The organism is Microcoleus sp. Pol1C5 (genome assembly GCF_036701115.1).
GTDB lineage: Bacteria > Cyanobacteriota > Cyanobacteriia > Cyanobacteriales > Microcoleaceae > Microcoleus.
This window is the reverse complement of record NZ_JAUBQE010000007.1, coordinates 88,011-111,396: the sequence shown is the minus strand read 5'-3', so window position 1 is coordinate 111,396 and position 23,386 is coordinate 88,011. Positions and strand designations below refer to the sequence as shown.

Below are 23,386 nucleotides of genomic sequence, written 5' to 3'. Positions count from 1 at the left end.
AAAAAGCTCTTTCCGATCGTTAGTTATTAGTTATCAATCCATAAATAAGAGTTGATAACTAATAACTAATAACTAAGGACTAAATTAACTGTCGTATATCCGCGCTTCAGCCGCCTCGGGATTTTCCTCGCAATACTCGTCAAAAGCCGTTTTCTCAAGCTTCATCGATCGCTGGTGAGAAGCCTCAGCCTGCATTTCCTCTACAATATCCCACGCTACCGCGCACTCTCTAGAAGTAGCGCCTTTCTCGGCACAGATAGTTCTGGCATCTGCGATCGCCTGTTCGATTTGTTCGTCAAATAAAATACTCTTCGGCTTCTCAAGAAAATCGCTTTTTGTCAAGATATCCGTGACCGAAATAATGCCCACTAGCTCGTCCTTAATCACCGGCGCCCGACGGATGCGGGTATTAGCGAACAATCTAGCCACATATTCCACGCCCAAGTCAGGATTCACCGTGATGCACGGTTTGGTCATAATCTCGAAGACGCGGACTTTTTTCGGGTCTACTCCGTAGGCTGCTACTTTATAGACAATATCCGTTTCCGTGACAATGCCATATGCGTCTTGTTCGTGGCGACGTTCCACAATTAAAGCGCGCAAACACAAATCATTCATCATCGCCACTGCTTCAGCTACAGTTGCTGAACCGCGAATGGTAACAACTTCTGTGGTCATAATATCTTGGGCTTTCATCATCATTTTTTATTGCTTCCTGCTTATAAAGTCTAGTGCGTCCCGATTGGCGGCTGTCCATGTGATTCGTCATCATTAGGACTTACCCTCAGAAACCCGGTTTGTACCAAAATATTGGGTTTAGTAACGATAAATCCGGTTAGCAACCGGGTTTCTGAGAAATCGTACGATCGCAAACTAATCATAAAACCTTTAACGGCATTCGGGATGACAAGTTGCCTGAGATAACCGCTCGCTGCCTCGGAACCTCTGAAGTCCGGAATTTAGGGCTCAGACGGGGCTAGCGTGCGATCCTCCAAGCAAGAGTGAAGTATTGGGGCGATCGATCTTTGAGCTTGTTGGGATCAGATTTTCCAGCCCCAGTCTCAAAGAAGCAAAAGTTAACACAAACTAAGCCACTGCTTGCGCTCGCACAGATCCCCGCCTCTGATAAACTTGATTGCTGGGAGTGCAAAAGAGCACAAGGCACGCATCAGCAGTTGAGAGGATCTAGTTCGTGGACAATGTAATCGGTTTAGAGATTATCGAAGTAGTTGAGCAGGCAGCCATCGCCTCCGCTCGCTTGATGGGCAAAGGCGAGAAAGATGAAGCCGACAGAGTGGCTGTAGAAGCCATGCGGGAGCGCATGAACAAAATTCATATGCGCGGCCGCATCGTGATCGGCGAAGGCGAGCGCGATGACGCACCAATGCTTTACATCGGTGAACAAGTAGGTATTTGTACTCGCGAAGATGCCAAAGATGTCTGCAACATAGATGAATTGATCGAAATTGACATCGCTGTTGACCCCTGCGAAGGTACTAACCTGGTCGCTTACGGTCAAAACGGTTCGATGGCAGTTTTGGCAATCTCTGAAAAAGGTGGTTTGTTTGCGGCACCGGATTTCTACATGAACAAATTGGCTGCTCCTGCGGCTGCTAAGAATCATGTAGATATTCGCAAAACGCCGACTCAAAACCTCAAAATTATCTCTGATTGTCTCGGCCGCAGTATTGAAGATTTGGTGGTGGTGGTCATGGATCGCCCCCGACACAAAGATTTAATTAATGAAATTCGGCAAGCGGGTGCAAGAGTTCGGCTGATCAGCGACGGCGACGTTTCGGCAGCGATTTCTTGCGCGTTTTCTGGTTCCAACATCCACGCACTTATGGGTATTGGCGCAGCACCGGAAGGTGTGATTTCCGCAGCAGCAATGCGCTGCTTGGGCGGTCACTTCCAAGGGCAGTTAATTTACGATCCGGCTGTTGTAAAAACTGGTTTGATCGGTGAAAGCAAAGAGAGCAATATCGCTCGACTTAAAGACATGGGCATCACAGACCCAGACAAGATTTACAATGCTGAAGAGTTGGCATCTGGAGAAACAGTTCTGTTTGCAGCTTGCGGGATTACTCCCGGAACGCTGATGGATGGAGTTCGCTTCTTTGGCGGTGGCGCTCGCACTGAAAGTTTGGTAATTTCTTCTCAGTCGAAAACTGCTCGGTTTGTGGATACAATCCATATGTTTGACCAGCCGAAATCTTTGCAATTGAATTAGTGATTAGTTAGTGGTTAACAGTTAAATGTTAACAATTAACAGTTAACGGTTAACAGTCACCGATGATTAGCAATTAGCGATAAACTAAGAACTAATAGCAGGTGACTGTTAACAACTAAGAAATAAATAGTGACAAATCACAGATATGAATATTGCAGTCGTAGGTCTCAGCCACAAAACAGCGCCGGTAGAAGTTCGCGAAAAACTAAGCATTCCAGAACAGAAAGTTGAAGCGGCGATCGCCCAATTGCGCGGCTACCCGCACATTCAAGAGGTTGCCATCCTCAGCACTTGCAACCGCTTAGAGATTTATATTGTTACCAGCGAGTCGGAGCCGGGTGTACGAGAGGTTATTCAGTTCCTTTCAGAATGCAGTAAAGTTCCTTTGCAGTCTTTGCGTCCTCACCTGTTTATTTTGCTGCACGAAGATGCGGTGATGCACTTGATGCGAGTGGCTTCTGGCCTCGACAGTTTGGTGCTCGGAGAAGGACAAATTTTGGCTCAGGTGAAACAAACTCACAAACTAGCCCAGCAGTACAAAGGTGTAGGCAGAATTTTAGAGCGCTTGTTCAAGCAAGCTCTCACAGCAGGGAAGCGAGTTCGCACGGAAACTAGCATCGGTACCGGTGCAGTTTCGATTAGTTCGGCGGCTGCAGAATTGGCTCAAATGAAGGGTCAGCATTTAGCAAGCAGCAAAATTGCAATTATTGGTGCTGGCAAAATGTCGCGGCTTTTGGTACAGCATTTGCTCTCAAAAGGAGCTAGCCATATTTCGATCGTTAATCGCTCTGTGCGTGGCGCCCTGGAGTTGGCCGGTCAGTTTAAAGATGCTGAATTGCACCTGTATCAGCTCTCGGAAATGATGCAGATAATTGCCAGTTCTGACTTGGTTTTTACCAGTACGGCAGCTACCGAGCCACTGTTAAATAAAGCTAAATTGGAATCGGTTTTAGACCCGAATCGCCCTTTGATGTTGGTGGATATTTCTGTGCCGCGCAACATTGACTCGGATGCGAATGAACTCGCTAATGTGCGATCGTTTAATGTGGACGACTTGAAAGCAGTGGTAGCTCAAAATCACGAAAGCCGTCGCAAAATGGCAATGGAAGCTCAGGGCTTGCTGGAACAGGAAGTAGAGGCTTTCGATCTCTGGTGGCGCAGTCTGGAAACTGTTCCTACTATTAGCTGTTTGCGGGATAAGATAGAATTGATTCGGGAACAAGAGTTAGAAAAAGCTTTATCGCGTCTTGGTTCGGAATTTTCGGAGAAACATCAAGATGTGATTGAATCTTTAACAAGGGGGATTGTGAATAAGATTTTGCACGATCCGATGGTACAGTTACGCGCTCAGCAGGATATTGAGGCGCGGCGGCAAGCGATGCAAACTTTGCAAACACTGTTTAATTTGGATGTGGATGTCAATCAGCAGTACAGCTAGCTGGAGTTTTTTCGATTCAATTTTCGATTCACATTCGGTTAATTAGACGTTATATGTTGTAGGGACTTAGGCATTTGTCCATTGCTGTCAACTTAGCACTCAACTCTCAGTCAGACAGGGTTTCAAGCGCTGGCTCAAAGCTCAAGTTTTATTGCATAGGATTGAAGAAGTGATTAGTTAATTACTCTTCATACCGAAGACTTTAGCTATTAGCCTAGGACTTACGTCTAAGAGTGATATTTCGGGTTAAGTTGACAGAGATGGGCAATGCACAGTCCCTACTTCTAGCTCATTGTTATGACTTTAAGAAGGCGAATTTATCAATTAATTTTATGTATTGTAGGGCTGTGGCTGGTTTTTGAATTTGCCTCCCGCATGGCGGCAGAAATTCTCTGGTTTCAGGAAGTTGGATATCTTCAGGTTTTTTTCTTAAAGCTGAAAACTCAAGGGTTGCTGGGGACGATCGCAATTGCTGTTTCTTCTGTCTTTTTGCTCGGAAATTTAGCTTTAGCCCGCCGCCTGCAACATCCCGCAGAGGAAAGAAAATCGCCGATTGCGGGGGCGCTATTCGCTTCACTGAGGGCGAACAACACGGGGAAGAATTACGAATTACCTGTTGGTAAATCCCAAATTACTTTTTCCTGGCTGCTGTTGACGGTATTCGGATTGAGTTCGATCGCAACTTGGACAGTAATTCACTGCGGGCTGTTAGCTGCAAGCAGTATCACCTATTTCGGTATAGCTGACAATTTACCTCCACCGCCCCTGCAGTTGGGAATTGAGTCAATCCAGCAAATAGTGATCCAGCTATTTTCTCACTGGTGGCAGTTGGGCTTGCTGCTGGGGGCAATGTTAGCTGTGGTAATTAAGCCTGATTTTTGGATGCGGGGGATCGCCCTCTTTCTGAGTTTGGCGATCGGGCTGATTGTCGCCAGTCGCTGGACAAATGTTTTGCAATATTTTCACCCTATTAATTTTAACACAACCGACCCTCTTTTCAATCAAAATATTAGCTTTTATGTATTTATTTTGCCAATCTTAGATTTGCTAGGATTCGGGCTGACAGTTGTATTTTTGTACAGTTTAGTATCTTGTGCTTTAACATATTTGCTGTCGGGAAATAGCCTGAGTCAAGGGATATTTTTGGGGTTTTCTCGATCGCAGCAGCGGCACTTGTACGGGTTGGGTGCAGCTTCCATGCTAGCCGCGGCATTCCGCTACTGGCTGGGTCGCTACGCATTGCTGTATGCGCGGGGAGACGTTAGTTACGGGGCAAATTATGCTGACGTGACTGTGCGGCTGCCCTGTTATGAATTTTTGAGTATTTTAGCGGTGGCGATCGCACTTTTGATGCTGTGCCAGGTTTACCCCTTCAAAATCAAAAATGAATTAATAAAAAAAATTATTTTAGCGTGGGTAACTTTAAGTTTCTTGGGAACTTTCCTACTGCCAACAATTGTGCAGCAACTCCTAGTTAAACCCAACGAACTAGCACGAGAAAAGCCCTACATCCAGCGCAGCATTGCCTTTAGTCAAGAAGCATTTGACCTCAAAAAAATCGAAATAAAAACATTCGATCCCGCCGGAAAACTCACTTATGCCGACTTAGAAAAAAATAAACTTACTATTAGCAACATCCGGTTGTGGGACAAGCTGCCGCTGCTGCAAACCAATCGACAGTTACAGCAAATCAGACCCTATTATACCTTTCCTGATGCGGATATCGAGCGCTACACAATCAAAAATGAAAAAGCAAAAAAGGGAGATTCTGAAAGCCAACAAGTGTTTCTGGCAGCGCGGGAATTAGATTACACAGCAGTTGCCCCCGAAGCTCAAACTTGGGTGAACAAGCACCTGGTTTACACTCACGGTTACGGCTTTACTCTTTCTCCGGTAAATACAGTCGGTGTCGGCGGTTTACCCGATTATTTTGTCAAAGATATTGGAGTTGCCGCCCAGCAGGGAGAGACTGCTTTGGAAATAACCAGCGATCGAATTCGGGCCAGTATTCCGATCGGCTACCCGCGAATTTACTACGGCGAAATCACCGATACAGACGCCATGACGCCCACAAAAGTCAAAGAATTCGATTATCCCAGCGGCGAAGAAAATGTTTACAATACTTACAGCGGTAGGGGCGGAATTGCGATCGGTTCTATGTGGCGGCGCTGGCTGTTTGCTAATTATCTCAAAAATTGGCAAATGGCGCTGACGAGCAATTTTACGCCAGAAACTAAATTGCTATACCGACGAAATATTAATAAAAGAGTCCGGGCAATCGCTCCTTTTTTGCGCTACGATTCCGACCCGTATTTAGTAGTAGCTAATGCCAATCTTAGCAATGATGATATAGAAAAAGAAACAGAAGGAAATGGAAACAAGATTAAACCTTCACCCTTGGCGACTGATAAATATCCCAACTATCTTTACTGGATTATCGATGCCTATACAGCGAGCGATCGCTATCCGTATTCTGATCCGGGTAATCATGAATTTAACTACATCCGTAACTCCGTCAAAGTAGTGATTGATGCCTACAACGGGTCTGTTGACTTCTACGTTGCCTATCCCTCCGATCCGATTATTAACAGTTGGATTGCTATCTTTCCCGGACTTTTCAAACCCCTAGACAAAATGCCTCCGGCTCTCCGCAAACATATCAGATATCCAGTAGATTTGTTAAGCATTCAATCAGAACGCTTGCTAACTTATCATATGGAAGACCCGCAAGTATTTTACAATCGGGAGGATTTGTGGCGAGTTCCCAATGAAATTTATGGCAGCGAACAGCAGCCCGTAGCACCGTATTATTTGATTACAAAACTCCCAACGGAAACAACAGAAGAATTTATTTTGCTCCTCCCATTTACACCAGTAAGTCGCAATAATTTAATTGCTTGGATAGCAGGGCGATCGGATGGTAGCGAGTACGGAAAATTGCTGCTGTATTTATTCCCAAAACAGCGATTAGTTTACGGCCCGGAACAAATAGAAGCTTTAATTAACCAAGATCCCGTTATTTCCGAACAAATATCTCTATGGAATCGCCAGGGTTCAAAAGCAATTCAAGGAAACTTATTAGTAATTCCCATAGAACAATCTTTACTGTATGTGGAACCTCTTTACTTAGAAGCCGAACGCAATAGTTTGCCAACTTTAATCAGAGTTATTGTTGCCTACGAAAACCGTATCGTCATGGCAGAAAATCTTGACTTGGCACTCAAGGCACTTTTTCAGCAACAATCTACTAATAAACCGGTCATTATTCGACCTGTAGAAGGAACAGAACCAGCTTTAAATAAATAGTGAATGATCTTAATTCCGGTTGCACTCATCATGACTGTTGACCCTTCGGCTTCCCTCATGGCAAAGCTGTTGACTGTTGACTGTTGATTTTTGACTGTTAACTCTGGGTCGAAAAACTGAATGGTTGAGTGTTAAGTGTTGACTCAATTTTATTATTCCGATGCCAGCGAAAATGATATAAATTACTGCGATTTCTGTTCGCTAGCGGCCTTAATATCCTGCCACCAAACATCGACATAGGGCCACATCAATCTCTCGTCTGCTCCAGAATCTAGTTTCACTGTCACCTCATAACGGTTAATATGGGTGAGTTCGCCTGTTTTGCCATTCAAATACAATTGTTTGGGATTGTCGGTGATAATTTCTACCCTTTGATTCAATAGGGGGAGCATCTGGGTAGAAGAACCATGAAACGGATTTTTGCCTTTGATCGCATAGCTACCAATCAAAAACAAGTACATTGAAGCTAGAAAAAATACTGTACATAAACCCACAGTTACCAGTGTTTTTTGTTGTGAAAAATGGGTATAAATGCTCGTATATCCTACGATCATAGTTCCAAAAAACAACAAATTTGGCAGGTACAGCCCATCTTCCAGAAACACGCTACCAAAAAACATGAGGGCTATCTGAAAACCAAATAATGCAGCCACCCAACTCCAGCCAGTTAGCAACGATGCAGATAGTAGCCAATTCATTGCTAGAGTAAGGGCGATCGCCATTGCTATTGCCCCAAGTGGTGCTGCATAATCGTACTGTCTGAAGGGAAGAAGAACAAAAAATACTAAAGCATAAGCAAAACCCGCCAAAGCCAGTGCTAATCCACTAATTATTTCGTTCCAGTTCAGCATGGCGATGGATTTTTGGAGCGGTAAAGTGAAGCGTTCATCTTCTGTTGTGATAAGAGCCGTTGAAAATTCCCAGCGGACTAAGGCCAGAAATTCTAACCCTAGGGGACGCCACAAAAACCTTACCGCTATATTTAGGGGAGGGAAGCGATTTGTGAACCAAGCCTGCTATCCCAGTTTCCGAAGATGCAAGATTAACGATGACCGAAGACACCAGTCAGCCGGATCTGAAGGTAGAATTTTCAGACAACCAGATTATTTACGGTCGATCGACTTAACGAATTGTTGCACAGGCTGTGGTAGAGCCGGCACAAAAGTCTTTCTAAAACCCCTAACATCGAACACTCGCCACAAAATACCTACCGCTACCGTCAAGAAAAATAACGCTCCCAAAAAATTGAACACAGTAGACAGAAAACCGCTGTTCCTTTTTTTCGGAGGTGTAATATGTTTCATGCGATATACAGCCGGCTCGTAATCTCTCGACTCCTCGCGACTGCGCCGCGGCGTTTTGGGGCGCGAACTCGCACTGCGCTTCTCAGTCAAACCGGTTTTATGAGTTTTAGTAAAACTGCTGGCCGACTTCAATTCCGAAGCGCCGCGGGTTCCCGTTAACTTGCTAGCAGAAGCCGCCGTTTGGCCAACAGCAGCATCTTGAATTCTGCTGTTAGGGCGCTGAGTCGATTTGCGTTCGGCGAGGGTACGCATCAAACTTTGCAATTGCTGAGTCGCCGCCGGCGGGCGTTCCCCTTTCCTCGCCCAATTTAACAGCATCGCCCCGGTAATCCCGCAGAGATTCGTAGCGCCTACAGAAGCCAGCCGCTTCAGCAGAGGCTGGCTGTTGGACACAAAAATCACCAATGCCTCCGGGTGTTCAGTCGCCAAACCGTAAACGCACTGAGCCGTCGCCACTACCAGCATTGCTGGCTTGCTTTGATTTTTGATCGAAGGTTCGAGAGCTCGGTGTGTTTCCTGAGCGTCAGTTGCAATCCAGCCACTGTCGGCAAAAAAACGCATAAACTCTCTAGCTACTTGCTCTTGCTCTTTTTCCACCGCTTGCCCGGTCAGACGATCTATTTCGTCGTACACTACTTCCGGGATATAGCAAGTTCCCACCTTGGCATATTCTTGCCACACTTGGGTTCTGCCAGTCATTAAAACATCTGCATCAAAAGTTACCAATACAGGAGGAAGTTGATTAGCCATGACTTTATCCTATAGGCTCAGATAAGTTATTTAAACTTAATCGATCAAGTTTAAACAAATTTTGGGATATAAAAAAATCAACTTTTGGTAGTAGATAAATTGCCCTGGGCGGCGGTCTTAATTGGAAATTAGTAGTTAGGAACCCGATCGCCCTTCAGTTGCCTGTTTGATCGGTCAATTCCTAGATTCCACTAATTTACCGCAACCCAAGAGCCTATTACCAAAGATGCCAGACTACTGTTAGTTCCCGATGCCCAGACGGCCAGCCAAAGCCGGAGTCAACGGCAATAGGGCAGCAATCATCAAGAACAAAGCTAGCAAACCCAAAGCCGCGCGAGCGTCGTCAGGCTCAGTCAGCTCGTTGAGGCTCGGTCGTTCCAGATTCCGCTGTAAAATCAGAATCACGATCGCCCAATACAAAGCCAAAGGATTAACTAAAGAAACGATCGCCAGCACCACAAAAGTCGCCAAAGTAGTGCGACTGGCTATTTTCCGACCGTAGATGGCTTGCACGATTCTACCCCCGTCCAACTGTCCCGCCGGCATCAAATTAATCGCCGTTATTACCAAGCCCAACCAACCGATAACTACCAGCGGGTGAACGTCAACAATCTGCTGCTGCAACCCCGAACCCAAAACCACTTTTGCCAAAGTTCCCACCAAAACCGAACCCTTGAAAAATTCTGCGGGAATTTGAAACAAACTACCGGGGTGAGACAGCAGCAAACCCGTTACCAGCATTAGCAGAGAAACTATTCCCCCAGCCGCTGACCCGGCAAAAGCGATGTCAAACAAAACTTTACGGTTGGGCAGCAGCGACTCAAAACGGTCGATCGCTCCAAAACAACCTATCTGCAAAGTTGGTATAAAAAACGGCCAACTCAAGCCAACCTTGTACCGATTTGCCAGCACTCGGCGAGCAATTTCCCCAGATCCTAAAACCGCCCAAATTCCGGCTGCAATTGGCAGAACTTCTAGATATCTAGCCGGCGAGTTAAAGAAATCGAAACCTAACAGCAAACCGCCTGTCTCTAAGCTAGTAGCAATTGTTGCCAGCAGCAGCACGACTGCTAGGATTTTTTGAGATACGGTAGTTGGCTGCGGGTCGTTGGTGCTGGGCAAAATAATAACTACGGGCTTGTCGTCCTGATTTTCTACTAAAAATAGGCGGTAGCGATCGTGTAATTTTTCTTCCAAACTTGCCGTCAAACGTGAGTGTACTTGTTCAGGGTCTCCCCGGAGATTGCCTTTCAAGATTACCCCATCTTGATAGGGAATCGTTTCTGTGGCAAAGAAAGTATCAATTCCAAATATGCCTTTAATTGCCTTGAGGTCTTCCACTGGAACGGGAATTATTTCTGATTCATTATTCGCAGGCGAGGAAGTGACGATTTTAATGGTTTCTTGGCCTGGTGGTCGCTGCGACTCAGGAGTGGAGAATGCATCGCTTTGGGACTTTACCTCAGCAGCATCCGGCCGCGGCAGCACTGCATCCGATGCAGCCTTACGCAATTGCCGGCCCAGATAAATGTACAATCCCGTCGATGCCACTAGCAGCAACAATACCGCAACTAGATTGAGGTAAATTCCGGCGGCGAACAAACCAAAGAACAGCAGCCAGGGACTCATTAGCGCAACAGATTGCAACCAAGCCAAAATTCCTAGTTTGCCAAAAGGTCTGGCGCGATAAAATCCCCAACCCAGAATTCCCAGAGCAACCAATACGAGCGCAATTGTTGCCGTATTTTCCGATGCAACTATAGGCATTCCGGTTGCTTGCGCCAATAGGGGCTTTAATGGGTCGATCGCGCTGCGGTCGAGTAATAGCATTAAATTTTGGGGAATATGAAATAGAGTTGTTGGGAACATATCCAAACCTATCGGAAACTAGCCTGATTACTAAGGATAACCCCTGAGGGCTACTCGGCCCAAAACCTGCTGCTGGAGCTGTTTCAACATCACAGGATCTAGGCTATTGACACAATAGACTTTTTATGATATCACATCGGCTGTGGCAAGCATATACTCAGAAGGGTAGCAGTGTCGATCGCCCAGAAGCAGGCAGATTCACCCAGTTTGCCAGGTGGGGCTTTTGCTTCGGATTTGTTTCGGATTAGGGCAGGGGAAACAAAAGCGAAACAAATAAGGTTTGAGCCGCTGTCTACTTTGCGGTAAAGAACGGCTCAAAGCATTGATGTTATTAGGTTTTATTAACGGGTACGGCAGGACTTGAACCTGCGACTCGCTGCTTAGAAGGCAGCTACTCTATCCAACTGAGTTACGCACCCAACTCAAAAATCGCTAACAAGATTATTGTATCGGTGCAGTGTGCGATCGAGCAAGTAAATTATGTGATGACTTACGCAGAAACCGCTTTGAGCTACAAAAATATGGCGTGCAGCGGGATGGTTCGGGAAAAAAACCAAGGTTATGAGAGTTTCTGTGCCTCCAAGACTGTATCTGACAAAAACTGGAGGGACTCACCTGCAAACAGCACAATTGTAAATTTACAATCAAAACTAGGTAGGACGAGAACTCGGGTAAAGTATTTAGAGGTCGAGGTAAAACCCAAATATTTGGTCGATCGCATCTCTCCCCCAATTAAGACCCAGCTCAGACTGGACAAGAGTCACAGGTGCTTTTTCCCAGATTTCTATTGGTTATGTTAACATCCCCTACTGACAAAGCCTAAAACGCTGACCGCCTTAGCGAAAAACCAGAGCTCATCCCCTAATCTTAGGTATGAGTTGAGACAGAATGACTAATTGGCTGATGTTTAGTTATGTTTGCTAACATTCTGCTCGACTTGATATTTAATAAAAATGTGGTAGAACTAGATTGAAAGACTCAGGTGAAAATCCCTGATGGTACGGAGCCTCTATATAAGCTTCCTCTACGGCATCAAAGCAAAACAGTCAATCGACCGCTCGGCACGAGCGCGGAAATCAAGCGTTGCCAGTACAGCAGTTGTAAATTGTGGGCGGGGGATTTTCCTTCGTGCATTGATTGATACGCCAAGGTTGAGAGACAATCTCAGCTTAGATACTTGTTAGCATTGGTTAGCAAAAAAGTATCGGAACGCTTGAGGAGAGAACCATCTCTGGGTGATCAGGAGCAATCCTGCTAATTTAAGTGGACTCGCTGAATCAAGAATCCCCTCGCCTTTAGGCATGGGGAGTGTCAAAAGCACAGCACCTCGGCCATGACAGGAGTCAAATCGCAGTGTCATGTTTATTCTGAAACGGCAGGATGTTGAAATAACCAATTTTCAACACCCAAAACGGGATCAACAAATTCCCATTCTCAATTATCAGGGGCAGACTTTTCGCCTGATCAGCGCTTTTAACGGCAAGCAAGCAGAAGACGCCAGAGCCTTGTGGCGGGACTTAACCGACAACCGAGGCAAAGCCTGTGTTCTGCTAGAAGAGCCGGATCGATATAGCGTCTGGGGAAAAGTCCGTTTAGATCAGCTTGCCGGTGAAGAACCGGCAGGGAATGAAGCAGCCAAAGCACCACTGTTCGCGCAGGCTTGTCTGCTGCTCCTCCAAGCTGTTTACTTCGATGTAGAAGACCTCTTAGGCGCAAGGCAAGCCACATCGTTTCAGAAAGATATCGCCAAGGTATTTCAGCAGGGAAACTTCCCCCAGGCAGACTCCCCTGATGCGATCAAAAATTGGCTAACCGTTAGTCCCTTGCAAAATCACAAGGTGCCTGCTTGGCAAGAGCAACATCTCAAAACTTTATTGCAAGAACTTCACCGTTTGGGGAAATCATATTTTGGCAATACGGACTTCGCTGAGGGAGTCAGCGATGTGCTGCAAGATATGCCAGCCCCGGATCGGACTCAGTTTCTAGATTGGCTGAAACAATCAGCCCTCAACAAATTGTGGATCATAGGATAGAAAATCTTTGACAATTGCTCAGACAATTGGACTGAGATAATTTAGCTTAGATAATTGCACTGTAGGGGGTAGGGGATATACAGGTTGGGTTGCCAGCTTGTATTGACCAACCAAATTGTTGATTCGGTTTGGATGCCACCTATGGTCTGGCAATTTAACTAAGTTTCGATCGCACTCCCCACCCCGAATTATTGATATGAGTGGGGGAGTGTTAAAGCAAAAAAACCGATATCTCAACCTTTGAGGTTAGAATTTCAGAGATAGATTGGGTAGTGTAAAAACCTTAAGGGTGAAGACATCTACCGTATTTCTATCATTATATTTCCGGGTACAAGATCGACTAACGACTAATTTATTGAATTAGTAAATAGATATTATTCTTGCTTAGTCTTTCTAGAGTGTACGAGGCTCCAAGCCCCGACTGCACACTGAGGACGCCAGTTATTCCGGAAGCGTCAAAGCAAGGTTTTTTAAGGTTTTTTGGCGAAAGAATCCTCATCTACAATCAAAGATTGAGATGGGGTGAGTTCAACCGCTAGTTAGGTATCGTGGAATCCCTATGAGTAGCACTTCAGAAAAGTCATCTACATCTTCATCTTTACTGTCAGCTCAGACCCTAGTGATTGCAGGCATTGTCTGGGCTGTCATGGCGCTGCTGTTCTTTTTGCTGTTCAGCGTCCCCCTCTCAGCAGAAGAGGGTTTACCTCTTTGGTACTCGATCGGCACTTATATTTTTGAATGCGGAGCATACTTGGGAGCGGCTTTAGTCTGTTTTAGAAACTGGCAAAGCCCGCACATGGTCAGCGGGCGCAACGTCTGGCTGGGCATTGGTCTGGGGATGCTGTTCTATTTCATAGCCGGCGTGCTGTTCGGGATTTGGGAACTCTATTTCGAGTTAGACCCGGACGTGTCTCCCGCAGATGCGTTTTATCTGGGCAGCTATGTGGTACTGATCGGGGGCATGGTTGTAGCTGTGACTTCCAAGCGACTGAATCTAGAAATTTGGCAGTGGGGTTTGTTAGCAGGAATTGCAGCCTTCGGGATTGCTGTAGCTATCTGGGTCGCTGCACCTGACTCTTGGAGGGCGCAGCTCGGAATGGCTCCGGCAGCCACTCAAGAAGAAGTAGTGACATCTGCACCAGGAACGGCTGCCACAGGAAGAGCGCCTGCTTTGGACAATTCGTCTAAGATACAGGCAAAAGCAGCAGCGACTGATGATCCTGCATCCGCACTCGAAGAAGAAGAAGCAGCAGCAGAAATCAAAGCTCCGGCATGGGTGATGGCACTGGACAAGCAACTGGCGCCTCACAAAAATGCAATCAATTTGTTTTACATCGTCGGGGACGTTTTTCTGCTGATTATTGCTACGGCACTGCTGCTGGCGTTTTGGGGAGGACGTTTTTCCCAATCTTGGAGAATGATTGCGGCTGCAACTTTTTCGCTTTACATCGCAGATATGTACTTTAAATGGCGCGATACTCAGGCTGAGGGTAGTTATCAAAGCGGCAGTTTGCTGGAAGTCTTTTTTGTTTTCAGCGCCATCCTGTTCGGGATTGGAGCTATCTTGGAACATGACATCTCAACCCGCTCTCGCCAAAGCAGGCGCAGTCGTCGCGCAGCGTAGCGATTGGAGATTGGGGTTGCTTTGGCAAGCGATGGGGACGCGAAAGCTTCTTTGCCCTTGTCGGCATCTCTGAGCTTGAAATCGAAGATGAAAAATCACTGTTCGCTGACTGCTAGCCTGCGTCTTTTCAAGTCTTTTTGCTGGGAAACTTGGCATGACGCCTACAAAACTCTCCGATTCAGACAAACGCGAACTCATCAGGCTGTACCGACAGTCAAACGAGAATACTATCACTCTGGCAAAACGCTACGGAGTGAGCAGTTCCACTGTGAGGCGCATCCTTCAGGGTGCTTTGTCGGAGCCGGAATACGAATTTCTAGTCCAGCAAAAACAAAAGCGTTTGTCCGATCGCAGCAGTGTTTCTGAACCCACAGAGGCGACTACTGAGTCGTCAGCCGATGCCGCAATCAATCCTGTAGCTGTCCCCCTGTCGGAGTCAGCCCCTGTCCTGCCGTCAGCCTCAAATTCGATACCGACAATCCGAAAGCGTTCTGGATCAGTCCCTGAACCAGTTGCAGAACTCGAAATTCGAGGGAATAGAGAGTCGGATTTGGATGTTTCTGATTTGCCAGATGCCAAAGCAGCCAATATTGCAGATCAAAGTCACCGCGCTGTTGTGACTGGTGAACTAAAGGCAATGCTGCCAGCAGAAGGGCTGTTGGCAGGTGAAGACTTTAGGGATTTCGAGGGCGACGAGGATGAGGATGATGAAGACGATTTAGATGACGACTTCGACGAAGATGTAGAGGATGAAGACTCTCTGTTTGAAGGCAGTCTCCTGGGTTCATTATCGTCGGGCGAGTTGATCGAGCTTCGGGGTACAGGACTGATTCAAGTTTTGCCTTTAAGCGAAGCATCTCTGCCCAAAATTTGTTATTTGGTGGTCGATCGGGCAGCGGAGTTAATCACCAGACCTCTAAAAGCTTTTGGCGAACTGGGTCAAATTCCGGCGGCGGAAATTCGCGAGAAAACCCTGGCAGTGTTTGACAATCATCGAGTGGCCCGCCGATTTGCTACTCGCAATCAAAGGGTTTTCAAGATTCCTGACAGCAGTATGCTGCAAAAAGCAGCGCCTTATTTGCGAGCTAAGGGAATTACTCGGCTGCTGATTGACGGTCAGGTATATTCCCTCTAAGGGATCAAATCTATTTAATATTGTACGGTGTCCGATTCTTCTGGATTTGCCTGAAATTTAGGACGTGAGTTTTGGGAATCTGAAATGTTCCACAGCGGTTGCAGTAGCGCACCTCCGATCAGTCCTGCACTTAGGCTCATTGCCAATACTACTCCTACGGGCAGTTGTATCGATTGAAAAAAGATAAAGTTTAAGGATACTGGGGTGGCATTTTGCACTGAGATAATGCCGATCGCGCTTACTAAAATTGCTACTAAAAAACTAATGGCTAGCAGAGGAATTGTTTTCATAAATCTGTTGACAGGCTAATAATTTAACTTGTATACTTTTTTTATAATTGAAATATGTAGAAAACTTTTATTTTTGCAAACACCCCATTATATAATAATGTACAATAAGATTAGGGGAAAAGTCAAGTAGAAAGGGAAAAAATAGAGAACTTTTCTTAATTAATTAAAAATTAAACAAACATAAATAAATTTACAATTCCCAAACTTAAACAAATCCAAGTGTATTGCAAATATATAACTGGCCCAGCAGTATCGATGATTAATGTTCAGAGGCTTTGCTAGAGTTATAAAAAATACGTAAGGTGCGCCAAGCGCACCTCACAATCCCAAGCGCTAGGGGAAAAACCCCCGTTGGAATAGGTAGAAATTTAAACAGGTTCTAACTGGGAAATTACCTTTTCCATGTGTTGGGCAACTTGGCTTTCTTTTTCCACAGAATTGGTTTCCATGTAAACGCGCATCAAGGGTTCGGTTCCCGAAGGCCGCAGCAGTACCCAGCCACCGTCTTCAAGATAAAGTTTAATTCCGTCTTTGCGGCCGATTTCCTTAACGCCGATACCTGCTACTTCTGTGGGGGGATTCTTGGTAAAAGATTCCAAAACGGCTGCTTTGTGGGCTTCTTCTAGGTGCAAGTCCAAACGTTTGTTGTACAGGGGGCCGTCGGCTTCTTTAATGACTTCTTCGACTAGCTGAGAAAGCGGTTTGCCTTCATAGGCGATCGCCTCAGCAACTAGCATATCAGCCAAAATCCCGTCTTTTTCGGGAATGTGACCCAAAACGCTCAAACCGCCAGATTCTTCGCCACCGATGAGTACCGCAGTTTCCCGCATTTTTTCGCCGATGTATTTAAAACCGACTGCGGTTTCGTAGATTGTTAAACCATACTTGGCGGCCAAATTGTCCAGCAAGTGGGTAGTTGCGACTGTACGGACGATCGCCCCAGTCAATCCTTTATTTTTAACCAAGTGACGCGCCAGCAGCAACAGTACAGTATTTGGAGTCAAGACATTTCCCAACTCGTCAACAATACCAAAGCGATCGCTGTCGCCATCGGTAGCTAAACCCAAATCCGCCGAATCCTTCTTAACAGCTTCCACCAACTCAACTAACTGTTCCCCCTTGGGTTCGGGCATTCCGCCCCCAAACAGCACGTCGCGGTAGGTATGAAAACTTTCGACATCGCAGCCGCAGTGTTCCAAAACGCCGTCGAGATAGCCGCGAGAAGTCGAGTAGAGAGCGTCGTACTTCACCTTTAACTTAGCAGAGCGAATCCGCTCCACATCGATCAAAGTATAAAGAAACTTCAGATATTCGGGTTTCGGGTCAAAACTGGAGATTTTATCGTTGTGGCTGCCTTTGGCAGGGGCATCAGAAGCACCAGCAATATTTGCCACAATTGTATCGGTAATTTCCGGGGTTGCCGGGCCCGCGTAGTCGGGGATGTATTTGATGCCGCAGTAAGGTGCGGGATTGTGCGAAGCCGTGAACATCAGGGCTCCTGCGGAGTTGAGATGCTTGGCGCTGTAGGCGATGACTGGTGTGGGGCAATCTCGATCGACCACTTTCACAGTCCATCCCAAATCTGCCAATACTTCCGCCGAGGTGCGGGCGAACTCGTCTGCCAGAAAGCGGGTATCGTAGGAGACTAGAACTGGGCGGTCTTTGGTGTAAGCGGTTTCTAGGTAACTGGCGATCGCCCGAGTGACTTTTCGCACGTTGGCAAAAGTAAAGTCATGGGCAATCAGTCCCCGCCACCCATCGGTTCCGAACTTAATTTCTGTTGAATTGCTGCTAGCGCTCATTTTATCCACTTCCTCTCGTCCTACTAATCCTACCCGAACGCATAGCCTTAAAGACGTACTGGCCGTGCTGTTTGTGAGGATCGATCGCCCGTGGGGCCCGCATCAACCTAATCCTATCGTTGTAGGGGCAGGCTTGGGCCTCCGGCCTCCGGGATCGAACCAGTCAGAGTGGGCAAAATGTGGGAGAGATCGGGCGAGTCACTCGCTAATTCCGGTTTTGAAGGGTTGTTTGCCGATCGAATGGACGACGATCGATTGCGGGCGATTCCCTACGGGATAGCTTCGCTTCACGGGGAAGCTAAAAAACCGATCGCAAAAAAACGGCCCTGGCAATGCTATTAACTAAATGCACATAAATCTGATTTTCATCTCAAATTTAATTTTTTATTTAGAAAAGCCGATAGCTAAATTTGTTATGGTTTCCTAACAATCGCCAGACTAAAAATACATTTCTAATTCAGCTATAGAAATAAATTAACCAAAGTCACCCCTAGAGCGTGCTGTAGCCTAGCTTCTTAAAGAGATTAGGGCGCTCACCCAAAGCCCTCCAAAACAAAGATAAGGTATTTCAAGCAGCAGTTTTTTTTAAGCAGACTTAAATTTTATTCTCAGCTTTTAAGACAAATTAAATTTATTTCCAGCCTTCTTTATACATCAAAAAAATCGATTAGGGTCGCGATCACAGGGTGATGGTGATCGATCGCACAATAAATAACCTTATTAACGTGCAGTTTATAAAAGATGCAGGCACTCGAGCCAAATGGCTTATAGCTTTAAGCGTAATGGCTGATGAATGTCAGCGTACAAAGGCAGAAAATTGTAGTTAACAACATTAAAATTTAGGGGAATCCATCGGGTGCGACTTAATAAAAAAACGAGGTTTATCATGACGGGTATTTCACAAATATCTTCAAAATCTTTACCAGCAGCCGACCAACTTCAACAGGGCGCAACTCAGGCGTCTCAAGGTATTACCGGACCGGACACTGATAAACTCCCAAAAGCTAAAGGTGTCAGCGTTTCTTCCTTCGCGGTTAGCTGGGCAAAAAAATATTACAGTACAGTTGCGACACGAGAGAACCAAGCGTTACGCCAAATTCTCCCAAGCCTCGATTTAACTAATTTTGAGGGAAATAGAGCCCAAATAGTTGACAAATTGACAGATACCCTGAAATTAGCCAGCGAGATAGCTTGGAGTAGAGTAGAAGCTCTTTTAGAGAAACAAATAGAGCGGCACGATATCGATCCCATTTTAATTAATTCTTTAGAAATTGCCGCCGATTCTCGCACCTTATATAAGAAAGCAATAGACGCTTATGCGGATAGAGAACCTGTTTTCCGCTTGTCAGTGCTGGTGGGAAAGGATATTATCAAAGTGAGGCGAAAATACTCAAAGACTGATCCGTTAGTGCTGGGATTTGTGACAATGGAGTTTCAATACACTAGCAAAATCTTGTTAGGATGTCTTTCAGAGTCAGAGCGAACGGAATTTGCGCCCTACTTAAAAGTTGTAGACGACTACCTGCACATTCCCTACGGAGAGATTAACGAGGCTGCGGCGAATCACCCCCCGAATTCAAGAGCTCTATTAGCCGTTCAGCATTTGTTGCAGCACACGACTCAGATTGCCAGTGCCGTGTACGATCGAGCTAGTTCCCAGCATCAAGGATACCGCAGCAGCAGCGGGTATTTGAGCGATCGCGAGGTAAAAATTTCTGGTATCCGGGATGTCGAGATTTTTCAAAGCTATTTGTGCTGGTGCGTTTTGGAAGGTAGCATTCATCCGGTACAGCAAGAATTGTTTCCAATTTGCGTGATGTTGTACCCGAAACTTCATGTAAGTTGGGAGTTAGTGCAGGATATGCTGCTGATTTTGTTTTGGGAAATATGCGAGCGGCTTCCTGCTGAAGATTTAACGGTATTTGTACCTTACTTGCGTACTTTGACAGAGCTGTTTTCCAGGGATGTGTTTGATAATTAGGTAATTGCTAATTGGTAATTGCTTCAAAATTTACCAGTTGCCTATTTAAAACTAAAAGCTGCGACTGCCAAACATCCCCAACCAACAATAAAAGCAACTCCCCCCAGGGGCGTAATTGCACCCAGCCATTTGATGTCGCTCAAACTCAGGGCGTACAAACTGCCTGAAAAGATGATAGTGCCGGCAATAAAAGCCCATCCAGCCACTGCAAAAAAGGTTTGAGACTCTTGGGCGCGGCTCAAGAGTAAAGCGACGAGTAATAGAGCCAGGGCATGGTACATTTGATATCGGGCGCCGGTCTCAAAAATGGTTAAAGCTCGATCGCTCAATTGATTTTTCAAAGCGTGGGAGGCGAAAGCACCGCCTGCAACGGATAAACCTCCGAATACGGCTGCGGCTGCTATAAAAATGCGAATTAAAATTAGCGTTGACATAATATTTATTGAAGAAGGAAGAAGGAAGTTCGGCAACGGATTATGTAACGGATGTCATTCCGATGGAAGTCGGAAGAAGAAAGAAGAAAGAAGGAAGAAGGAGGAGGGAAAAACATTTAATTGTTGATATCGAATGTGCGCGGTGCGTGGCTTACTTGTCATTGCTAGCCTCCGCGAAGCAATCGCATAGTAGAGATGTGCACTGGCCTAACTCTGGGAAGGGAAGGTGCGCGGGGCGCACCCTAGGCTGATGATAAATTAGCTTTTTTGCAGATATTTTTAACCTATTTTCGCACAGCTTCCAGCAAGCGAGAATAGTAAAAGCTAGTGCTAGTCATCGCTGTTCTGTTAATAACAAAACCATTGCTTTCTAGGATTTTGATAATATCAGCTTCGCGGTGCTGGTAAGCGCGGGTAGTTTTGCTGGGGCCGGGGAAAAGTTCACCAATTTTTTTGAGGGCGGTGAGTGCTAAAGTTTTGGGTGCAAAACTAAGAATTAGTCGCGATTCGGCGATCGAACTTAGGTGAGCGATCATTTCTGCAGCCTTATTTTGAGGATAGTGGATTAGCACATCCAAACAAATCACTGTGTGGAATTTGCCGGTTAAAGCTTCCAAATCTTGGGCGGCGAAGGAGATGTTGTAGAGCTTGCCGGGAACTGCTGTCGCTCGATCGTAAGCTTCTGCTACCATCTTTTCCGAGATATCGCTAGCGCAAACAATTGCCCCAGCGTCAGCCAGAGGAATGCTCAGAGATCCAACACCGCAGCCAGCATCGCAGACACAAAGCCCGGACAAATTGCCGTCAGCTTGCAGCCATTCGATGACTGTATCCACCGTTTTCTGGTGCCCGGTGCGGATGTCTAGCTGAACTTTATTGACTTTGCCCTCGCCGTAAATTCGCTGCCAGCGATCGAAGCCCGTCGAGTTAAAATACTGTCTAACTATAGTCTTGTCGTCTACCAAATTCATCGATCTGCCTGCTGCTGAGTTATTGCCAACGGTTAGATATTATATAGCAATCCGGTTCCGAAAATGTGCAACTTCCAACTACAGATTTTAGATTGGCGATTTTAGATTTTTGATGAAAACGGCACATCTAAAATCTGAAATCTATCGGGTAATACCAGTTCGCGGATTCCTTCTTTTTCAATTCTTTAATCTAGAATGGTATAACAGGCTAAAAAAGTCGATGCCAAGTCAATTCCTTTGTCGTCGCATTTAAATTCCAGCGCAACAATTGAGTTGCCGATTTGCCAATAATTCCCGAAATTCCGATCGCCCTTCTCGGAGATTCAGTTGCCAGGGCGATCGCACTTTCGGCATCGCAAATCCCCCACTCCACTAAATTCTGCACTCCCGCCAACAGCGGCAGAGTTGTACCCGCCAAAGTAGCAGATTCCAGGGGCGAGTGGTAATCTAATCTTACCCAAGCTGTACCTTTTCTGACTTCAATTTGTCGGGAATCCCAAGGATAAACACCGTCAGGCAAACCCAAAGGAGCCAAAGCATCGCTCACTAAAAAAACGCCTTTTTCATACCTACCAGCGCGCAGAAAAAAATCAATCATTGTCGGAGAAACGTGCTTCCCGTCAGCAATTAAACCGCATTTTACGCCCGGATGAACAATCGCCGCTCCCAACAAACCCGGTTCTCGGTGGTGCAAACTCGGCATCGCATTAAAAGCGTGAGTTACCATTGAAGCTCCCCGCTCAAATGCTTGTTGGGCTTGCTCTGCCGTCGCTTGAGAGTGTCCCAGACTCACGGAAATTCCCAAACTTTGCAAATAGGAAATTACTTCGCCAGTGCTGTCTAACTCCGGCGCTAAAGTAATTATTTTGACAATATCGGCACAATCTCCTAAAACTTGCTTGACATTTTCTATAGTGAGCGGTAACAAAAACTCAACTGGGTGAGCTCCTCGCTTCTGGGGGTTGAGAAAAGGGCCTTCGAGGTGAACACCGAGAATTTCTGCTGTTTTGGGCTTAATTGTTGCCGGAGCAGCGGTTTGTACGGTGCGGATATAATCACCTATAGTCGAGAGCGATCGCCTAAACTTATCCAGCGAAGTTGTCACCAAAGTCGGCAAAAAAGCATCGACTCCCTGATTCCACAAAAATTGACAAATTTTCGGCAACAGTTCAATATGCTTGCTTTCTAAATCGGGAAAAGCAAAACCGAGGGCGCCGTTAATCTGCAAGTCAACACCGCCCAGAGAAAGCCAATCGCCTGCTACATCAAGCACTTGCAAATCGGGAGGACAAATCCGTTTAAATACGGCGTCCATCGGCCAAACTTCTTGAATGATGCCCATTTCGTCAACAGCAAGCATCTGCAAATCCTTGCAACCGGGGAGGCGAACATTGAGAATATCTGTGCGGGCGGCAGGTAGGGTTGTGGCTTCAGTCATCCGATTTTAGATTTTAGATTTTAGATTTTAGGTTTTAGATTTTAGATTTAATATTCGCTACGGATAAATCCGGTTGCTGGCGATGAGGAGGGGGAGCTTTTTGCTTTTTGCTGGCTCCAGGGCAGCTCAGACAGGGGCTTGTGGCCAAATTGCTTTTAAGGGTCAGTTTTTGTACAAAATATCTAAATTGGAGTTAACGCAATCATTATAAAATTAGCATTTATCTGAAATCTCAAATCTGAAAATTTTATGAATCAAGCGACAGTGGGAATTATCATGGGTAGCGATTCGGATTTGCCAACCATGAAAGATGCGATCGCAGTTTGCGAAGAATTCAGTGTTGCTTGCTCCGTGGCGATAGTCTCGGCGCACCGCACCCCTGAGCGCATGGTGGAATACGCCCACACCGCGCACCAACGAGGCTTGAAAGTCATTATTGCAGGAGCTGGGGGAGCGGCGCATCTCCCGGGTATGGTAGCATCTTTAACGCCCTTGCCAGTAATTGGCGTGCCTGTACCGAGCCGCCACCTGCAAGGCCTAGATTCGCTGTACTCGATCGTGCAAATGCCAGCGGGGATACCCGTAGCAACAGTGGGGATCGGCAACGCTAAGAATGCTGGCTTGTTGGCAGTTCAGATACTGGCAGCTCATCAGCCGGAATTGCTAGAGCGAGTCTTGCATTACCGCAAAAATTTGTCCGAATCTGTACTGAAAAAACAAAATCAATTAGAAGAGCTAGGCTATCATAACTATCTCAATCTCAACAAATAATCCATAAACT

18 protein-coding genes and 1 tRNA gene are annotated in these 23,386 nt (G+C 46.1%); 9 read left to right on the top strand and 10 right to left on the bottom strand.

Annotation, left to right across the window (positions count from 1 at the left end):
* Window positions 1–84: 84 nt before the first annotated feature.
* A complete protein-coding gene (locus QUA23_RS06085; protein ID WP_333074358.1) occupies window positions 85–702 on the bottom strand; it encodes a CP12 domain-containing protein in 618 nt (205 codons plus the stop codon).
* A gap of 490 nt (window positions 703–1,192) precedes the next feature.
* Between QUA23_RS06085 and glpX the strand changes: the two genes are divergently transcribed.
* From glpX to QUA23_RS06070, 3 genes are all read left to right on the top strand, one after another.
* A complete protein-coding gene (gene glpX / locus QUA23_RS06080; RefSeq protein ID WP_333038520.1) occupies window positions 1,193–2,230 on the top strand; it encodes a class II fructose-bisphosphatase in 1,038 nt (345 codons plus the stop codon).
* A 145-nt stretch (window positions 2,231–2,375) separates the two neighbouring features.
* The gene (locus tag QUA23_RS06075) at window positions 2,376–3,668 is read left to right on the top strand and encodes a glutamyl-tRNA reductase (protein WP_333074356.1); all 1,293 of its coding nucleotides are present in this window, start codon (window positions 2,376–2,378) and stop codon (window positions 3,666–3,668) included.
* Window positions 3,669–3,965: 297 nt separating this feature from the next.
* The gene (locus QUA23_RS06070) at window positions 3,966–6,974 is read left to right on the top strand and encodes a UPF0182 family protein (RefSeq protein WP_333074355.1); all 3,009 of its coding nucleotides are present in this window, start codon (window positions 3,966–3,968) and stop codon (window positions 6,972–6,974) included.
* 182 nt (window positions 6,975–7,156) lie between these two features.
* On the opposite strand, the gene QUA23_RS06065 is transcribed toward QUA23_RS06070, so the two are convergent.
* The 4 genes from QUA23_RS06065 to QUA23_RS06050 all read right to left on the bottom strand — a co-directional run bounded on the left by QUA23_RS06065 (window position 7,157) and on the right by QUA23_RS06050 (window position 11,316).
* On the bottom strand, window positions 7,157–7,939 hold the full coding sequence (locus QUA23_RS06065; protein ID WP_333074353.1) for a hypothetical protein: 783 nt from the start codon (window positions 7,937–7,939) through the stop codon (window positions 7,157–7,159).
* Between the two features lie 138 nt (window positions 7,940–8,077).
* Window positions 8,078–9,028 carry a PIN domain-containing protein gene (locus QUA23_RS06060; protein WP_333074351.1) on the bottom strand — a complete coding sequence of 317 codons (951 nt, stop codon included), beginning with the start codon at window positions 9,026–9,028 and terminating at the stop codon, window positions 8,078–8,080.
* A 240-nt stretch (window positions 9,029–9,268) separates the two neighbouring features.
* On the bottom strand, window positions 9,269–10,897 hold the full coding sequence (locus tag QUA23_RS06055; protein ID WP_333074349.1) for a site-2 protease family protein: 1,629 nt from the start codon (window positions 10,895–10,897) through the stop codon (window positions 9,269–9,271).
* 345 nt (window positions 10,898–11,242) lie between these two features.
* A tRNA-Arg gene (locus QUA23_RS06050) sits at window positions 11,243–11,316 on the bottom strand.
* Between the two features lie 939 nt (window positions 11,317–12,255).
* Here QUA23_RS06050 and QUA23_RS06045 point away from each other — a divergent pair.
* The 3 genes from QUA23_RS06045 to QUA23_RS06035 all read left to right on the top strand — a co-directional run bounded on the left by QUA23_RS06045 (window position 12,256) and on the right by QUA23_RS06035 (window position 15,689).
* Window positions 12,256–12,930 (top strand): Npun_F0813 family protein, encoded by a 675-nt coding sequence (locus tag QUA23_RS06045; protein WP_333074348.1) that lies wholly within the window; start codon window positions 12,256–12,258, stop codon window positions 12,928–12,930.
* A gap of 559 nt (window positions 12,931–13,489) precedes the next feature.
* On the top strand, window positions 13,490–14,554 hold the full coding sequence (locus QUA23_RS06040) for a hypothetical protein (RefSeq protein ID WP_333074346.1): 1,065 nt from the start codon (window positions 13,490–13,492) through the stop codon (window positions 14,552–14,554).
* A gap of 154 nt (window positions 14,555–14,708) precedes the next feature.
* A complete protein-coding gene (locus tag QUA23_RS06035) occupies window positions 14,709–15,689 on the top strand; it encodes a hypothetical protein (protein WP_333074344.1) in 981 nt (326 codons plus the stop codon).
* 14 nt (window positions 15,690–15,703) lie between these two features.
* Here the strand turns inward: QUA23_RS06035 and QUA23_RS06030 are convergent, their stop codons facing one another.
* Window positions 15,704–15,979 (bottom strand): LapA family protein, encoded by a 276-nt coding sequence (locus QUA23_RS06030; RefSeq protein ID WP_333074343.1) that lies wholly within the window; start codon window positions 15,977–15,979, stop codon window positions 15,704–15,706.
* A 368-nt stretch (window positions 15,980–16,347) separates the two neighbouring features.
* Complete coding sequence (locus QUA23_RS06025; protein ID WP_333074342.1) at window positions 16,348–17,781, bottom strand: phosphoglucomutase/phosphomannomutase family protein; 1,434 nt, start codon at window positions 17,779–17,781, stop codon at window positions 16,348–16,350.
* A 177-nt stretch (window positions 17,782–17,958) separates the two neighbouring features.
* On the opposite strand from QUA23_RS06025, the gene QUA23_RS06020 reads away from it, so the two are divergent.
* Both QUA23_RS06020 and QUA23_RS06015 read left to right on the top strand, forming a co-directional pair.
* Complete coding sequence (locus QUA23_RS06020; RefSeq protein ID WP_333074341.1) at window positions 17,959–18,123, top strand: hypothetical protein; 165 nt, start codon at window positions 17,959–17,961, stop codon at window positions 18,121–18,123.
* Between the two features lie 544 nt (window positions 18,124–18,667).
* Window positions 18,668–19,762 (top strand): hypothetical protein, encoded by a 1,095-nt coding sequence (locus tag QUA23_RS06015; RefSeq protein ID WP_333074340.1) that lies wholly within the window; start codon window positions 18,668–18,670, stop codon window positions 19,760–19,762.
* Window positions 19,763–19,803: 41 nt separating this feature from the next.
* Here the strand turns inward: QUA23_RS06015 and QUA23_RS06010 are convergent, their stop codons facing one another.
* The 3 genes from QUA23_RS06010 to nagA all read right to left on the bottom strand — a co-directional run bounded on the left by QUA23_RS06010 (window position 19,804) and on the right by nagA (window position 22,605).
* Window positions 19,804–20,196, bottom strand: a complete 393-nt coding sequence (locus QUA23_RS06010; RefSeq protein ID WP_190661484.1) for a DUF423 domain-containing protein — start codon at window positions 20,194–20,196, stop codon at window positions 19,804–19,806.
* A 284-nt stretch (window positions 20,197–20,480) separates the two neighbouring features.
* The gene (gene bchM, locus QUA23_RS06005) at window positions 20,481–21,167 is read right to left on the bottom strand and encodes a magnesium protoporphyrin IX methyltransferase (protein ID WP_333074338.1); all 687 of its coding nucleotides are present in this window, start codon (window positions 21,165–21,167) and stop codon (window positions 20,481–20,483) included.
* 208 nt (window positions 21,168–21,375) lie between these two features.
* Window positions 21,376–22,605, bottom strand: coding sequence for an N-acetylglucosamine-6-phosphate deacetylase (gene nagA / locus QUA23_RS06000; RefSeq protein ID WP_333074335.1), 1,230 nt, complete (start codon window positions 22,603–22,605; stop codon window positions 21,376–21,378).
* A gap of 249 nt (window positions 22,606–22,854) precedes the next feature.
* Between nagA and purE the strand changes: the two genes are divergently transcribed.
* Window positions 22,855–23,376 carry a 5-(carboxyamino)imidazole ribonucleotide mutase gene (gene purE / locus QUA23_RS05995; RefSeq protein ID WP_333074333.1) on the top strand — a complete coding sequence of 174 codons (522 nt, stop codon included), beginning with the start codon at window positions 22,855–22,857 and terminating at the stop codon, window positions 23,374–23,376.
* Window positions 23,377–23,386 lie beyond the last annotated feature (10 nt).

What these genes read in the sequence shown, in the direction of transcription:
- QUA23_RS06085 (WP_333074358.1), bottom strand. Translation starts at nt 702, where the DNA reads ATGATGATGAAAGCCCAAGATATTATGACCACAGAAGTTGTTACCATT.
- QUA23_RS06075 (WP_333074356.1), top strand. Translation starts at nt 2,376, where the DNA reads ATGAATATTGCAGTCGTAGGTCTCAGCCACAAAACAGCGCCGGTAGAA.
- QUA23_RS06070 (WP_333074355.1), top strand. Translation starts at nt 3,966, where the DNA reads ATGACTTTAAGAAGGCGAATTTATCAATTAATTTTATGTATTGTAGGG.
- QUA23_RS06060 (WP_333074351.1), bottom strand. Translation starts at nt 9,028, where the DNA reads ATGGCTAATCAACTTCCTCCTGTATTGGTAACTTTTGATGCAGATGTT.
- QUA23_RS06055 (WP_333074349.1), bottom strand. Translation starts at nt 10,897, where the DNA reads ATGTTCCCAACAACTCTATTTCATATTCCCCAAAATTTAATGCTATTA.
- QUA23_RS06045 (WP_333074348.1), top strand. Translation starts at nt 12,256, where the DNA reads ATGTTTATTCTGAAACGGCAGGATGTTGAAATAACCAATTTTCAACAC.
- QUA23_RS06040 (WP_333074346.1), top strand. Translation starts at nt 13,490, where the DNA reads ATGAGTAGCACTTCAGAAAAGTCATCTACATCTTCATCTTTACTGTCA.
- QUA23_RS06035 (WP_333074344.1), top strand. Translation starts at nt 14,709, where the DNA reads ATGACGCCTACAAAACTCTCCGATTCAGACAAACGCGAACTCATCAGG.
- QUA23_RS06030 (WP_333074343.1), bottom strand. Translation starts at nt 15,979, where the DNA reads ATGAAAACAATTCCTCTGCTAGCCATTAGTTTTTTAGTAGCAATTTTA.
- QUA23_RS06025 (WP_333074342.1), bottom strand. Translation starts at nt 17,781, where the DNA reads ATGAGCGCTAGCAGCAATTCAACAGAAATTAAGTTCGGAACCGATGGG.
- QUA23_RS06020 (WP_333074341.1), top strand. Translation starts at nt 17,959, where the DNA reads ATGTGGGAGAGATCGGGCGAGTCACTCGCTAATTCCGGTTTTGAAGGG.
- QUA23_RS06015 (WP_333074340.1), top strand. Translation starts at nt 18,668, where the DNA reads ATGACGGGTATTTCACAAATATCTTCAAAATCTTTACCAGCAGCCGAC.
- QUA23_RS06010 (WP_190661484.1), bottom strand. Translation starts at nt 20,196, where the DNA reads ATGTCAACGCTAATTTTAATTCGCATTTTTATAGCAGCCGCAGCCGTA.
- bchM (WP_333074338.1), bottom strand. Translation starts at nt 21,167, where the DNA reads ATGAATTTGGTAGACGACAAGACTATAGTTAGACAGTATTTTAACTCG.
- nagA (WP_333074335.1), bottom strand. Translation starts at nt 22,605, where the DNA reads ATGACTGAAGCCACAACCCTACCTGCCGCCCGCACAGATATTCTCAAT.
- purE (WP_333074333.1), top strand. Translation starts at nt 22,855, where the DNA reads ATGAATCAAGCGACAGTGGGAATTATCATGGGTAGCGATTCGGATTTG.